The sequence below is a fragment of the Gammaproteobacteria bacterium genome, assembly GCA_029880545.1.
Taxonomy (GTDB): domain Bacteria; phylum Pseudomonadota; class Gammaproteobacteria; order Acidiferrobacterales; family SZUA-150; genus JAOUOD01.
On record JAOUOD010000014.1, the window covers coordinates 17,918 to 32,531 of the forward strand.

General features: G+C 53.0%; 12 protein-coding genes. All 12 read right to left on the reverse strand.

The features are described from left to right. Positions 1-21: 21 nt before the first annotated feature. Complete coding sequence (locus tag OEZ10_13585) at positions 22-2,952, reverse strand: PAS domain S-box protein (protein MDH5634003.1); 2,931 nt, start codon at positions 2,950-2,952, stop codon at positions 22-24. A gap of 274 nt (positions 2,953-3,226) precedes the next feature. Next, positions 3,227-4,006 (reverse strand): adenosylmethionine decarboxylase, encoded by a 780-nt coding sequence (gene speD / locus OEZ10_13590; protein MDH5634004.1) that lies wholly within the window; start codon positions 4,004-4,006, stop codon positions 3,227-3,229. Between the two features lie 115 nt (positions 4,007-4,121). Further along, a complete protein-coding gene (gene nagZ / locus OEZ10_13595; protein MDH5634005.1) occupies positions 4,122-5,123 on the reverse strand; it encodes a beta-N-acetylhexosaminidase in 1,002 nt (333 codons plus the stop codon). A gap of 19 nt (positions 5,124-5,142) precedes the next feature. After that, positions 5,143-5,649: a L,D-transpeptidase gene (locus tag OEZ10_13600; protein MDH5634006.1), complete on the reverse strand. Its 507-nt coding sequence runs from the start codon at positions 5,647-5,649 to the stop codon at positions 5,143-5,145. A gap of 13 nt (positions 5,650-5,662) precedes the next feature. Then, the gene (gene rlmD, locus OEZ10_13605; GenBank protein ID MDH5634007.1) at positions 5,663-7,027 is read right to left on the reverse strand and encodes a 23S rRNA (uracil(1939)-C(5))-methyltransferase RlmD; all 1,365 of its coding nucleotides are present in this window, start codon (positions 7,025-7,027) and stop codon (positions 5,663-5,665) included. 10 nt (positions 7,028-7,037) lie between these two features. Continuing rightward, positions 7,038-7,817, reverse strand: a complete 780-nt coding sequence (locus OEZ10_13610; GenBank protein ID MDH5634008.1) for a 3'-5' exonuclease — start codon at positions 7,815-7,817, stop codon at positions 7,038-7,040. 5 nt (positions 7,818-7,822) lie between these two features. Then, on the reverse strand, positions 7,823-8,950 hold the full coding sequence (locus tag OEZ10_13615) for a hypothetical protein (protein ID MDH5634009.1): 1,128 nt from the start codon (positions 8,948-8,950) through the stop codon (positions 7,823-7,825). A gap of 30 nt (positions 8,951-8,980) precedes the next feature. Then, positions 8,981-9,877 carry a cysteine synthase CysM gene (gene cysM, locus OEZ10_13620; GenBank protein MDH5634010.1) on the reverse strand — a complete coding sequence of 299 codons (897 nt, stop codon included), beginning with the start codon at positions 9,875-9,877 and terminating at the stop codon, positions 8,981-8,983. A gap of 101 nt (positions 9,878-9,978) precedes the next feature. After that, positions 9,979-10,578 (reverse strand): hypothetical protein, encoded by a 600-nt coding sequence (locus tag OEZ10_13625; protein MDH5634011.1) that lies wholly within the window; start codon positions 10,576-10,578, stop codon positions 9,979-9,981. Between the two features lie 216 nt (positions 10,579-10,794). Next, positions 10,795-11,343, reverse strand: a complete 549-nt coding sequence (locus OEZ10_13630; protein ID MDH5634012.1) for a hypothetical protein — start codon at positions 11,341-11,343, stop codon at positions 10,795-10,797. A 130-nt stretch (positions 11,344-11,473) separates the two neighbouring features. Then, positions 11,474-13,216 carry a single-stranded-DNA-specific exonuclease RecJ gene (recJ, locus tag OEZ10_13635; protein ID MDH5634013.1) on the reverse strand — a complete coding sequence of 581 codons (1,743 nt, stop codon included), beginning with the start codon at positions 13,214-13,216 and terminating at the stop codon, positions 11,474-11,476. Next, positions 13,213-14,232 carry a hypothetical protein gene (locus OEZ10_13640; GenBank protein ID MDH5634014.1) on the reverse strand — a complete coding sequence of 340 codons (1,020 nt, stop codon included), beginning with the start codon at positions 14,230-14,232 and terminating at the stop codon, positions 13,213-13,215. The genes recJ and OEZ10_13640 overlap by 4 nt, the downstream gene beginning before the upstream one ends. Positions 14,233-14,614 lie beyond the last annotated feature (382 nt).

A 14,614-nucleotide genomic window follows, 5' to 3' on the forward strand; every position in this document is an offset into this window, starting at 1 on the left:
CGCCCTTTTTCTGTTTTGGTGTCAGGCTGCGACAGTGTGACCCTGTCGTACAGGCAGCCATAAGACTACAGTTGTGCCCTTTCCTTCCGCGCTGTGTATGACAATATCGCCCTTGTGTTGCGTCATGATTTGCTTGACCGTAGGCATGCCCAGTCCGACACCAAAACCCTTGGTTGAAAACAACGGCTCAAATATCCTTTCCATGTTAGTGGCCGGTATGCCATTGCCGTTGTCGGTTACGGTAATTTCTATTCGGTCGTTACGCAATGCTGTTGCAATCCCCAGCTTCGGTACATAGCCTAGCCCGATTATCTCGGACATTTCCTGTATGGCCTGGCACGCATTCTCTACAACATTGATTACCGCGCGCTGCAGCCGGTTCTGATCTATATCCGCCAGGTATCCATCAAGATCGTATTGGGTATTGACGGGTATTGATTCCGGAATCTGCATTTCATCAATTATGTAGCCCAGCCAGTTGTCCAGCGCTACGGGTTGCAGGCTCAGGGTCATGTGCCGGGTGAAATCCAGCAGCTCGTCTATAATGTGATCACATCGGCTGATGTTGCGGTCAACCCGGTCTATGGCCTGCAACAATCGTTCATCACCATGAGCGCATTTCTTGCGTATTACGTAGATGGAAGGCTTAATGGCGCCCAATGGATTGCGAAGCTCATGAGATACGGTTGCAGTAAGGCGGCCGAGAGTGGCTAGGCGCTCGTTTTTCACCAGTTCTTCGTGAACCAGTTTCAATTCGTTTGTGCGCTCATCGACAAGATCTTCAAGATGATGGCGGTACTTGTCCAGCTCCTGTTCCGTTTTCTTCCTGTCGGTAATGTCTCGACCAGTAAGGTAGAACAGATTGTCCTGAAGACTGGTATGAATGTTCCACTCTATCCAGCGATACTCTCCATTCTTGCAAATGCACCTGTTTGTAATGAGATGCTGGAGTTTTCCTTTTCTTAAATTTTGCGTAACTTCCTTGACTGAGGCAACATCATCCGGATGTATGAAGCTGATGAACCTTCTTTCAAGAATTTCCTTGTCATCGTAGCCAAATGTTCTCCGGAATGACGGATTGATCTTGGTCAGGCGGCCATTCATGTTTCCCAAACCAACCATGTCATAAGACAGTCTGAACATGTTTTCAATCTGTTTTTCGGCGCGTACCTGTTCGGTTATATCCTGGACTGTGCCCACGGATCTCACTGGCTTCCCGTCAACATCAAAGAATGATTCGCATGTCTCACGGACGTGCTTGATCCTGCCATCACTCATTTTGAGGCGATGCGTTATTTCATATGGTGCTTTATTGGCCAGGGAGTCAGTATAAGCCTGGTTGACCATGTCCCGATCATCGGGATGTATAGTGTTGAGAAACGCTTCATAGGAAGCATCGAAACGTGCCTTGTCAACTTCAAAAATTCGAAATATCTCGTCAGACCATTCCAGCCTATTGTTGGTCAGATCAAGCTCCCATGCGCCCACCTTGGCCAGCCTTTGGGCTTCGTTCAATCGTGCCTCGCTGTTACGCAATGCCCGTTCCACAATATTACGTTCAGTAATGTCGTTGAATGTAATGACCGTGCCGATGATCTTTCCGTCCTGAAACATTGGCTGAGACCAGCACTCGGCATGGAACGATTCTCCACTGCGGCGTCGAAATATACCGTTGACAGACAAGGATTCTTCGTCGGAGCGGGAAGCTTTGCAGATGATACATTCGTCCTGCATGTCTTCCCTGTCCTTGTTGACGGCGCTGTGAACCAGAGAATGCATGTTTTTTCCAATAATTGAATTGGCATCCGGGTATCCAAGCAGGGTTGCGCAGGAATTGTTCGCGAAAATGCAAATCCCGTTCATATCTACTCCGTATATGCCTTCACCCGTGGAGTCGAGAATGGTGCGAAGTATTTCTCCGGATTCGTGAGCCTGTTGCTCGGCAAGTCTTCGCTGACTGATATCCTCCATACTTGCAAGCAGGAGCTTTCTGCCGTTCACCTCAATATAGCGTGCTGATACCCTGACAAAGACTTTTGTGCCATCTTTTCGATACAAAGCCTTCTCATAACCACTTTTTGAAGCGAATACTGAAGAATCGAGAACCGGGGACCCGGAAGGAAACAGATCGCCATGATTCAGTTGCAGCTGGTCACTGGCGTCATAACCGAGAATTCCAAATATGGCAGTGTTTGCGTCAATCAATCTGTCCTGCTCGTTAAACAGAGCCAGTCCCGAAGGTGACGAGTCAAATAGCATGCGGTTGTAGTTTTCATTGTCGATAATGCGTTTTATCATCGGCTTGTTAATGCGAAACAGCAAGGCCGAGGCTATGGCAATGACAAGCAATGCAATGCCGAACCCGTACAGCGTCATCCGGATATAAGGCCGCCTGACCTCGTCCATATCAATTTTTGCTACAAGGCCATAGCCGAGCTGGGGTATGTAGGTGTAGGCGGCAAGCACCTCCTTGTTACGGTAATCGTATGCGACAACCGTGCCTGATTTGCCTGATAGCGCGTATTCAACAGGCATTGGTAACGTTGCACCAGCCCCGCTCTTTTCTGAAACAGGGATCCTGTCCGGGTATTGGGATGACTTGTGGCGGGTTCTTTCGACAAAAACAATGTTGTCGTTTTCCAGTCTCGCCAGCAGAAACTCCCCGGTTTCACCGAACCCGCTGTAATTTCGGTGGGCCTCGTTTACCTGGCTAAGGGTGGCGCCTGTTGCCCCCTTTTCATGGTCACTTGCGCTGAAGCTGGCATCAAACCGGGCTACCGCCTCGATCAAGGTGGCCTGGCTTTTAACCAGTGCCAACAACTGGTCGCGCTGCTTCTGGAATGCCGTTTGATACAAGAAAATTGACGTCATCGACTCCAGCAGCAGTACAGCGAGGGAAAAGACAGCTATCAGCAGGAAATTACGTTTGTACAGCGCTTTATGTCCAGCCATTCAGACACCCTGATCCTGGTTGATAAACCAGGTATTTAACAGTTTTCGGTTTATGCAGAATACTCTGTCAACGCCTTTATGGTATCGCCAAAGTCGGAGGAATGATGGTGCCTGGCTGGCACAAATTGCGAATTGTATTAAAAATTTACAAATTTACTGCTTTTGCTGCGAGCAGCGGGGTCTTGGGGTGAAGGGCGAGATAGACCGGGATATGTCAGGATGGCATATCCCGGGCTTAGTGCTAACCGGAAAAACAGGTTGGACTTCTCGTTGCCTAACGCGGCATGTTGCTGCCGTAGAAGATTTCCAGCATTTCTCGCTTGAGATTCTTGGAGGCCTTGCTTCGCTCCTGCGTGGACAGGTCATCAGGATGGAAATTGAAAAAGTAGTTATCCAGATCGATATCCTTGAGCATCATCTTGGTATGGAACATGTTCTCCTGGTACACATTCACATCAACTGCCTGGTAGCGCTCAAGAGTCTGCTTGTCCATGAAGTTCTGAATGGAATTGATCTTGTGGTCGATGTAATGCTTGGTGCCCTTGATATCACGCGTAAAACCACGAACGCGGTAGTCACAAATAACAATGTCCGAGTCAAAGCTGTGGATAAGAAAGTTCAGCGCGCGTAGTGGCGAAATCTTGCCGCAGGTTGATACATCAATATCGACGCGGAAAGTGCTGATGCCATTAACCGGGTGGCTTTCAGGGTAGGTGTGTACCGTCAGGTGACTCTTGTCCAGGTGGGCGACAACGGTGTCCGGCAGTGGACCGGGCGCTTCGGGATTTTCCGGTTCTTCGGTAATCGGTTCTTCAGAGATTAGCATGGTGACGCTGGCGCCTTCGGGCTCATAGTCCTGGTGGGCGATATTGAGAATATTGGCGCCTATTATATCCGCGACCTCTTTCAGAATGTTGGTCAGGCGCTCGGCATTATATTCTTCATCGATATAGGCTATGTAGGACTTTTGTTCCGCCTCGGTACGCGTATAGGCAATATCGTAGATATTGAAACTCAGGGTCTTGGTGAGATTATTAAAGCTCTCGAGCTTCATTTTCCCGATGGGTTTGATCTTTGGCAATTCGTTACTACCTCTTTCTCTGGATTGCGGGTTGCCGCATTGCGGGCAAGGGCCAAATTTTATCCCCAAAGTCGTCGCGGTAAAAGCATTAAACAAGCCGGCTGATGGCTTCAGTGGATTCCTGCCAGCGAGGGTCCCCGGCAAGCGCCGTCCGTGCCAGCACAGGCTTTCCGTGCATGCGAGCCAGTCTAAGCATGCTGGTTGGTTCAGGTTCCCGCCTGTAGCCATCGAGCAACCGTGCGACTTCGTTGCTGTTATTGCACACAAGAGCCATGTCGCAACCGGCATCGATGGCGACCTCGGCCCGGGCGACTATATCGCCGGCCACGGTGGCACCCTCCATTGTCAGGTCATCACTGAATATGACCCCTTGGAAGTTCAGCTCTTTACGCAAGATCTGCTGCAGCCAGACCCGGGAAAACCCGGCCGGCGCCTCGTCAACGCGAGGGTAACGCACATGCGCCGGCATGATTCCTGCCAGGCCGTACTCGACCAGGCGTTCAAACGGTACCAGGTCGTCCATGCGAATATCGGCCAGGGAGCGTTCGTCAACGGGCAGAGCCACGTGTGAATCGGCAGCCACGGCACCGTGGCCGGGGAAATGCTTGCCGGTAGCGGCCATGCCGCCCTTTTTCATGCCGATAATCAGTGAGTGAGCCAGGTCGCTGACCACGTCCGGATCCCGATGAAAACTCCGGTCGCCAATGACTTCGCTGACGCCGAAATCCAGGTCAAGTACGGGCGCGAAACTGAAATCAATACCCACGGCGTTCAATTCCGTTGCCATGAGCCAGCCTGCCATTTCGGCCAGACGCTTGGCGCGCTTGCGATTTTCACCATATATCTCGCCAAAACGGCGCATGGGTGGCAGAACGGTAAACCCCTCGCGGAACCGCTGTACCCGGCCGCCTTCATGGTCGACGCATATGAGCAGGCGCCGCTTCTGTAGCGCATGAATTTCCTTGGCCAGCTCCTCTATTTGCTGGGCTGATTCGAAGTTCCTGCTGAAAAAAATCAGCCCCCCGGTCAGCGGGTGGCGCAACATGTCGCGCTCGTCTTCCTGCAACTGCGTGCCGCGCAGATCCATCATTACCGGACCCAATGCCATTCTAGCTTCCCTCGTCTATGGTTACCGTGGTGCCTGCAGGTACCAGGTCAAACAGTTCGACAACATCTTGGTTTTTCATCTTGATGCAGCCATGGGATCCAGGTTTACCCATCTCGTCGGCATCGGGCGAGCCATGGATGTAGATATAGCGGCGCATGGTATCGACATTGCCTCCGCGATTGAAACCCGGTTCACAACCGCACAGCCACATAATCCGGGTCAGGATCCAGTCACGATCCGGGTGAGTTTCGCGCAGGGTCTCGGAAAACACCTCGCCGGTATCACGACGGCCGACAAAAACGGTGTTGGCAGGCTTGCCTGCACCGATCTTGGCGCGAATATAATGTTGTCCCCGGGGCGTCTTTTCACTGCCGCTGAGTTCGCCAATACCGTTTTTGCCGGTTGAAATGGCATAGGTTTTCATGCGTTGACCATCCGCGAACAGGTGCAGCTCCTGCTTCGAGGTATCCACGACAATCCGATATGTTCCGGTTTCAGTTTGGTTCATGGCAGGAAATGTTTCATGGTCGAAGAAACAAGGCAATGGACTCTACATGACTGGTATGAGGAAACATATCCATGATGCCTGCCTGCGCCATTCGGTAACCTTTCCTGTTGACCAGGACGTTGGCGTCCCGGGCAAGTGTTGCCGGGTTGCACGAGACATAGACAATGCGTTCCGGTCCTGACCTGGCATCAGGCAGTTCCTTGATTGGCTCCATGGCCCCTGATCGCGGCGGGTCCAGCAACAACTTGCTGAAACGGAATCCGTGCCATGCAGGTGGCTGCACTTCTTCATACAGATTACCGGCGCGAAACTCGGCATTGAAAATCCCGTTGCGGTCGGCATTTTCGCGTGCAGCAGCAACAAGATATTCGTCAGCTTCGATGCCCAGCACCTTGCCTGCCTTGCGCGCAATCGGCAGAGTAAAGTTGCCCAGACCACAAAACAGGTCGAGAACATTGTCGTCCTGGTCAAGCTCAAGCATGTCGATGGCAAGGTCGATCATCGAGTTATTGATGTCGGCGTTGACCTGGGTAAAGTCGGTCGCCCTGAAGCGCATCTCCAGGTCGAACTTCTCCAGGCGATAGTTTAACGGCGCAGGCACCGCTGGATAAAGGCAGTGAATGCTGTCCGGCCCCTTTGGTTGCAGCCAGACCTGCAACCCGGTCTGCTTGCCAAATGCGCGTAGCAGTGTGAGATCGTTGTCATTCAGCGGTTCGAGGTGGCGAACAACAATTACTGCTTCATTGTCGCCTGCCGCCACCTCAATTTGCGGAATACGATCAGGCGTGCTCAGGCTGCTGACCAGTTCGTGCATCTTCGGCAATGCGCCGGAAAACCGTTGGTCCAGCACAAGGCATTTCTGCAGGCCGGTTAGATAGCTGGACCGTTTTTCACGGAAACCAATTAGCATACCACCCTTTTTCGGGACGAAACGCGCACCCAGCCTTGCCTTGCGTCGGTAATGCCATTGCGGACCGGTTACTGGCTCCAGCCAGGTTTCGGGCTGACAAAATCCGAGTTGTTCAAATTGACTGGCGAGCAGTTTTTGCTTGGCAGAAATCTGTGCGTCATGAGCCATGTGTTGCAGGCTGCAACCACCACACAGTTCAAAGTATTCACACGCCGGCTGTATGCGCTCGGGAGCCGCGGCCAAGACCTCAATGGTAACAGCGCTGGAAAATTTGCTGCGATCGTGAACCGGTTGAGCAATGACGGTTTCGCCGGGCAAGGCGCCATCAACAAACACCACCTTGCCGTTATTTGTCTCATTATCGTTGCCCTGGATGCGCCCGACTCCGCGGCCATCATGTTCCAGCTCGGTGATGCTGACTTCTACCGGCTCGGCCGGTCTGCGGACCCTGCTTCTGCGTCTTGCCATGGCAGGTTGTTCAACCTTGTTCCCAGGCTTCGAGGAATTCCAGCAAATGGGCTGTGCCGGAATTGCGTAACTCGACCCTGACCAGGTCGATTTCCTGTTGCCACGCGGCTTCTGTCAGTTGACCCTTGGTCAGCAACCAGCGCAGGTACACGAGGTATGTGTTAAGCACGTCTGTTTCACAATAGTTGCGGATATCAATGATGTTGCCATCAATGAACTGGTCGCATACCTTGGAACCGCTCATTCCCATTTTTCCCGGAAGCCCGAGCATCAACGCGATCTGGTCAAGCGGCGCATTGGCTCGCGCCTGGTAGGCGGCCAGTACGTCCATCAGGTCCGTATGGCGTTGATGATAACGGCTGATGTAGTTGTTCCATTTGAAATCACGGTCATCTTCACCTGTATCCCAGTAGCGTCCAGCGACAACGCCGTGCTTTAAAGCACGGTAATGCAGTACCGGTAAATCAAAGCCGCTACCGTTCCATGACACGAGCGTCGGTGTATAGCGATCAATCCCGTCAAAGAAGCGCCGCACCAGTTCCTTTTCGTCCGAATCCGGATCACCGAGACTCCAGACCTTTACGCTGTCGCCGTGGCGGAATACCGCGGAAATCGCAACAATGCGATGCATGTGATGACGGAGAAATTCCGATTCGCCGGTTTCTTCGCGGCGTTTCTGAAACATGATGCTGGCCACATCCGCATCTTTCAGAACCGGGTCAAGATCGTAGAGTTTCCGTCCAAGTTCAAAATCCGGAACGGTTTCGATATCAAAAACGAAAACATTCATTACAGTCAGTACTCCACCCGCACTTCCTGCGCATCTTCCATGACGTGAATGGCCTGGTCCAGCTGGATCTGGTCCGGGTTGTCCGTGGACTGCTTTCGTAATTCGGCAAGCAATTCGGCTTGCTCCAGTATATGGTGTGAACCATCCGGCTTCTGTACATAGGCTGCCCAGGGCACATACTTGGTTAAAGGAAACAGTTGCCCTGGTTTTGGTGAAATATCGATATGAATGCCGGAGATAAATACCAGGAACTTGCCCGCGTAGTCATGGTTCTTGGCTATGGTTCTGAATGTACGATCGAACTCGATCTGCGAATTGATTTGCGCGGCGGCCAGCAAGGGCGATCGTGATGTGACGATTCGTGGCATGCTGTTAAGAAGATTTGCCTCGAGGTGATCGCGCCCTTCTATATCCGGAGCGATGTCCTTGCGATAGTAGAAATACTGGGCTGTCAAACGTGAACCAACAGAAATGGCGGAACCTTCAGCGATTTCCAGGCCAGCCAGGGATGACGCAATGTCGTCGCTGGCAAAATAGGTTCGGGAAGTGCTTTGCGCGGATACCGGTGCAGACAGTCCGCCATCTGTCATGGCCAACAGCCTGTTCAGCCTCAGGAACAGGCCTTCATGCCTGTCGTCCCTCAGCAACTGGTTGTCGATGGTCAGTGTGATCCGGTTACCGGTTTTGCCAATAAAAATATTCTCATGAGCAAAGTCGTATTCGTTCCGGTACCACTGCAAGGTCAGGTCAACTTTTCCGCAAGACGTTGAGTTACAGTTATCACTGGTCTGCAATCGCCTGTACACACCAAAGCTTTTGGTTTCCGGGTCATAGCCGACATGGCATGCCTGTATTATAACCATGGCATCACCATGATGGGCATGCGGTCCATGCCGGTCGGTGGCGACAATGCCGCCAACCTGTCCATGATTGAACGGAAAGGTACCAAAATGCTTGGCGATCAGAATCACCGGGTAACCCTGGTTTTCGTCCGAGCAAAATGCGCGCGATGGCATAATCTTGCCGGTTTCCATGCCCAGTGATTTGCAGAAATTGTACAATCTTGGCACAAACACGCTGTAACGCATCATGCCGTCAAGTTTGAAGTTTTCCAGTGCTGATCCAGTATCCATGACTCTACCGTTTCTCGTACTTGTTGCCTGTTATTCCGGGAATACACCTGTCGACAAATAGCGATCACCCCGGTCACAAATAATGACGGCAATAACAGCATCTTCTATCGACTCGGATAATTTCAGCGCGGCCGCCATGGCGCCGCCAGAAGAGATACCGCAAAATATCCCCTCCTCTTTCGCCAATCGACGGGTCATTTGTTCGGCCTCTTCCTGGGAGACATCAATGATCCTGTCGACAATGCTGGCATCATATATCTTTGGCAAATATTCTTCGGGCCAACGGCGAATACCGGGGATTTGGCTGCCGTCTTCCGGTTGCACACCGACAATTTGTACCTTGGTGCTTTGTTCTCGCAGGTAGGTTGCGGTACCCATGATGGTGCCGGTCGTACCCATGCTGCTGACGAAGTGAGTCAGGGTGCCGTTAGTATCGCGCCATAATTCAGGGCCGGTAGTCTCGTAATGCGCCCGCGGGTTGTCAGGGTTGGAAAATTGATCCAGCACCCTGCCCTTGCCTTCAGTTTCCATTTCCAGGGCCAGGTCGCGGGCACCTTCCATCCCGGCTTGTTCGGATACCAGAATAATCTCGGCACCAAACGCTTTCATGACGGCGCGCCTTTCAACACTCATATGCTCGGGCATGATCAGCTTCATGTTGTAGCCCTTGATGGCTGCAGCCATGGCCAGGGCGATGCCGGTGTTGCCGCTGGTTGCTTCGATGAGTGTATCGCCGGGCTGGATTTCGCCCCGCGCTTCGGCGTGCCGAATCATGCTTAGCGCCGGGCGATCCTTGACCGAGCCGGCCGGGTTGTTACCCTCAAGTTTTGCCAGCAACGTGTTGCTGCTGGCCCCGGGCAGTCGTTGCAGCCGAACCAGCGGCGTGTTGCCGACAAAGGCCTCCAGTGTAGAAATATTCTGTTTCATCGGTTCGTAGTGTACCTGTCAAATCATCGCAATAACAAACAAAACGCCCGATCCGGAATATTCCGTGATCGGGCGCGAGGGGCGTGCTAACCGGTACTGTCTCAGGGAGAGACGGTGATCGAGGTAATCAATACGCAGGAGTTCTGTGCGCTGGTCGCGTCCACTGCCGGGTCAATAAACGTCTGTGAGTCAGAAGCAAAAATCACCCGTGCATAGTTATCTTGCGCAATAATATTTGATGTATCTTCAACAAATCCACCGCTCGGATGGCAATAGCCTGGAGCAATGGCGACATTCTCGACAGAATCACCACAAAGGGCTATGACGGGGTAGTACTGGCCTGCTGGCAGAACCGCCGGAACCGTGTAGGCGACTTCAATTGTCTCTGGCGAATGGTCCTGGTACCGGTCATAGGCATTCTGGCCCACCATTGCGCCAACACCTACTGTTGAGCCTACTGGAGCGAGATCGATAAACACAGATTCGGTGTCACCATCAACCTGTACCGAAATATACAGTACCGATCCTGGCGCAACTGAACTGACGGGAACCCGGTCAGTGGGGGTGGCGCCCTCGATTGCGAAACCTGCGGATCCAGTCAGATCCGGAAAATAGTTTGTCGAAAGTGCTGTGGCGCACAAGTCATCGACGTTTTCATCGGCACATCCGCTCAAAAGGGATGCCGCCAGCGCCACTGCCAAGAATTTGCTTGTTTGCATTACCTGTGTTCCTGCTTGTTGCTTGTCTCGGTAACCTCGACCGTTATTCCGGGGTTCCCGACCTTGTTCCCGATCGCCGGGACCCTGAGTCCGCGCCGAGTATACTGAACAACGCCTTGGTGGTCTATCCGGGGTAATTATCTGAACTAAAAGCAAAAGCCCGGCCGTGGCCGGGCTTGTCACCGAGCAATAAACGCGCTAGTTCACCGACAGTATTGGCATGCTGACGCAGGAGTTGGCGAGGTTGCTGAGATCAACTGATGTGCCGTTATAATTTGCCCGAACATAATTGCTCAGACTGATGATGTCGGTGGTGTCTTCTACGTACCCGGTACCCGGCGAGCAGGTGGTACTGTCCGCGATAACAGATACCAGGTCGGCGGAACACAACAGGATGACCGGGTAGTAGGTTTTTGGTGTGACAACAGTTGGCGCGGGCACGTCGATGCTTACGGAAACTGCGCCACCGACGTCGGCGCCCATGGCTGTGCCAACCATGCTGGTGGTGCCGGTTTCAGCAAATCCGACCATGACGGAAACTGTTTCGGCATCAACAGGAACTGTCACCGTGACCGTGGTGCCGCCTGCCACCGAGCTGGCGCTTAATGTCGGGCCGCCGGTAATATCCGGGCTATTGCTGATGGCCAACGGGCCGTCACACAGATCATCTGCAGTATCGCTGGAACAACCGGCCAATGCGGCAATTGCGATCAGCATGGTAAGCAGGGTTGTCGCCTGGATTTTCATAAAATTTCCCCTTGGTAAACACATTGTCTGGTGTGCCAATAATTCTATTTTTATCGTACATAACGGGTTACGGAAAATCTTTCCGTGGTCACAATTATAATACCATGGGCCGGGAATTACACATGTGAATTCAGGGAATTTCGACCGTTGGCCCGAAACTTGATGGCGCCGGTTCCAGGTGTTCGATTCGAAGCTGTGCAACTATCCTGTTGCGAAAGTCATTTACCTCGAGGCGGAATACAGCGTAAACGCGCCTCAGGTCCGGCACAACGCCGTCCGGGGCCATGCCAAATGCTATGGCTTCGATATCCACACCGCCTTTGATGGGCTGCAGTACCAGCTTAAGGTGGTTGTCTCCGACCAGCCGTTTCGACGTGACTGAAAATTCCCCTTCAAACGCAGGCTCGGGAAATCCCTGGCCCCATGGGCCACTCCGGGCCAGTAGTTCGGCAACCTCCAGGTTGAAATGCTCGGGTTCCAGCTCGCCGTCCGTATACATTGAACCCACCAGGCTGTCAGCATCCAGCAGTACACCGGCAGTCTCTTCAAACGCATCCACAAAGGATTCAAGGTGCTTCACGTCAAGACTCAGTCCTGCCGCCATGGCATGACCACCGAATTTGTGGAGCAGCCCGGGATAGCGTGTTGCCACCCTGTCCAGGGCGTCACGAATATGAAATCCTTCGATAGAGCGCCCTGAGCCTTTGAGTTCGCCGGAATCACCGGGCGCAAATGCGATGACAGGCCGATGAAAGCGTTCCTTTAATCGCGAAGCGACCAGTCCAACTACACCCTGATGCCAATGCGGTTGATAGAGGCAAATGCTTTTTCGATGTTCGTATCCGTCGGTACATTCCTTTAACGCCTTGTCAGCATCGTCCTGCATGGACTGCTGAATCTGGCGTCGTTCAAGATTGAGCTTGTCCAGTGTTTCTGCCAGTTGCCTGGCCTCGGCTGCTGAGTCAGTCAGCAGGCAGCGTATACCAAGACTCATGTCATCAATTCGCCCCGCTGCATTCAGTCGCGGGCCGAGAAAAAATCCGAGATCGGATGTGTTCAGTCGATGCATGGGGCGTCCGGCGATTAAGGCCAGGGAGTGAATACCGGGGCAGCATTGTCCGGCGCGTATACGCGCCAGTCCCTGGGAGACCAGTACACGGTTTATACGATCCAGGGGGACTACATCGGCTACGGTTCCTAGCGCGACAAGATCGAGCAGCATAGCCAGATTGGGTTGCGCAGATGCATCGAAACACCCGCGTGTACGGAGCTCGTGACGCACTCCCAGGAGCACATAAAAGAGTACACCTACACCGGCGAGGGACTTGCCCGGAAAGGAGCAGCCGGGTTGATTCGGATTAACTATTGCCGCGGCGTCCGGTAATTGATCGCCTGGCAAATGATGGTCTGTAACAACAACCGGGATGCCGGCATCGTTGGCTGCGTTCACGCCGTTGATACTTGCAATACCATTATCAACAGTAATAATCAGGTCGGGCGAGTATTTAGCTGCAAGACCAACTATCGCGGGTGTCAGGCCATAGCCAAACTCGAAACGGTTTGGCACCAGAAAATCCACCTGGCCGGCACCCAGCGCTCTCAGTCCTCGCACGGCAACAGCGCAGCTGGTCGCGCCATCGGCGTCGAAATCTCCGACTACCAGTATCTTGTCACCCGCCTCTATAGCGTCGGCGATGCGCTTCGCGGCCTGCGCCATGCCCTTGAGTTGATCGTGACCTGGTAATGACTGCAGTGACATATCCAGCTGTGTCGGGTCGGTGACGTTGCGTGCCGCATAGATTCGGCGCAACAGGGGGTGAAGGTCATCAGGCAGCGTATGCTGTTCCGGTGTTCGTCGTTTGATGTTGGTCATGCACCGGCTTTCCGGTCATCGCTGCGTTGCCAGTAGCTGTGCAATGGCCGCTTTCTTCGCCACCAGCGCTTGAGGCTTGTACGAGAAAAATGAACAGGCTGAACCGCCTCGGTGTAAATCGCCAAAGACTGAATGTGACCGGTCTTTATGTCTTTCAGTATTGGTAAAATCCAGTTATCGAGTATTACCTGCCGATAATTGCGGATGCCATCCATAGGACCGAAGTGAGCCTGGATCAGGTCCGGCGAAAGCACAACAAATGAATTGTGTTCACTGGCATCCCGGCAGTCAGTCCAGCTTGATGGCAAACCTGAAACCGGGATAGCTGCAGATTTGCCAATGCCGCGGATCGAGTCGTCTTCGGAAAAAAACCGCTGCCAGGGAATCCCGGATACATCGGGTCGTTCGCCCTCCCCCCACAGCCAGACACTGTTTGCCGGGTTCAGGCCGATGTCTTCCCGTTGCTGGTTTACCGGTGACATGTGCATGACTGTTTGCATCTCGGTAATCAATTTATGCCAGTAAAGCGCATCCGGTCCGGTTGGCATAAACGCCAGGGTGTCAACACCCATGGCCTGCTCAGTTGGCACGGTGCTGATATGCTGTCGCCCTGGCGTCGTCAATAGCCAGCGCCCGGCATCCAGGATCTGGATGTGCACAGAATCTTGGGAAAAATATGTGTTCAGCTCATTCACCAGCATTTCCGCTTCAGCCCGGGATAACTGGAGTCGCCCCGGGTGATCCAGCACCAGCTTGTCCAGGCTTGGAGCCAGATGCACGGGATCAAGACAAAAACAGCCGGCTTCGCTATCCACCTGGTTTAACGCCAGCGCCCGGCAGGGACCGGCGCCGGCCTTTCCAAGACCGATGGCTGACAGCAGTGCTGATTCGGCAGTATCTGGAAGACGGGCACCGGAAATATCGGCACGTGACAGCAGCGCAGAGAGCGCCGAGTCATCCGTTTCAGCTGTTGTCGTACCGACAATCAGTCCACTAACAAATATTCCGATTCGCATGGCGAGTGACAAAAGCTACAGTTCAGTTTCTGGCAAGTTGGTAACCGGCGCAATTGTACCAGTGATTCCTGGTATATGTTCATTGTACAGGAGTTGATTCCGGTCTCGCGAGGAATCGTCCAGCCGTGTGTTGCGCATCGGGCCAGGCATGCGCCTGCTGTTTTGCTACTGCAATACCCGGGAATCGCGCGATATCGGGCTACAGCCAAGGAATATTTCGCCAACGAACTTGTCATTATCTTGGCCAGGAAGAAATCTGTGGATAATTGCATTTGAGCAGGTCTTGACGTAGATCGTACCGACGCTGGATGCGGGAAACTTGTGTTTGTTGACCAGAGAATTTACAGTGAAAACCGGTGTTTGGCCTGAACGAATCAAAACC